The organism is Roseateles sp. P5_E1 (genome assembly GCF_054049335.1).
Map to the genome: position 1 here is coordinate 1 of NZ_JBFUMN010000420.1, position 540 is coordinate 540.

Annotated in this window: 1 protein-coding gene; it reads left to right on the forward strand. The window is 71.7% G+C overall.

Annotated features, from left to right (window positions below; translation table 11 throughout):
• Nucleotides 1–23: 23 nt before the first annotated feature.
• Nucleotides 24–540, forward strand: a 517-nt coding sequence (locus tag ACXJKJ_RS31860) for a hypothetical protein (RefSeq protein WP_457395725.1), incomplete at its 3' end; no start/stop codon positions are given.

Genomic DNA, 540 nt, shown 5'->3' on the forward strand with positions numbered 1-540 from the left:
CCCCCACGGAGCACGCTACACCGATGACCGAAACGACCCCTGCTCCCGCCCCGGCACGCCTGGCCTGGCGCCGCGCCGCCACCGTCATCTTCAGCCTGGCGATCCTGGCCCTGGCGCTGCGCGGGCTGGCCAACGAGTTCGACGAACACGGCTACCGCGCCATCCGCGAAGCGTTCCGCCACCTCGGTGCCGGCCAGATCGCGCTGACCGTGGTGCTCGGCCTGGCCAGTTACGCCTGCCTGATCGGTTTCGATGCCATTGGCCTGCGTCGCAGCGGCAAGCAGTTGCACCCGGCGCGTGTGGGCATCACCGCCTTCCTGGCCCACACGCTCGGCCAGACGCTGGGGTTTGCCGCGCTCACCGGCGGCGCCGTGCGCCTGCGCGGCTATGGCGGGGCCGGGCTGAGCCTGGGCGAAATCGGCCAGGTGGTGCTGATGAGCACGCTTGGCTTCGTGTTCGGCGCGTGGCTGCTGCTGGCCTTGGCCTTCATCCTCGAACCGGGTGCGGCCGCGTTGGCGCTGCCGGTGTCGGTGCAGGCGG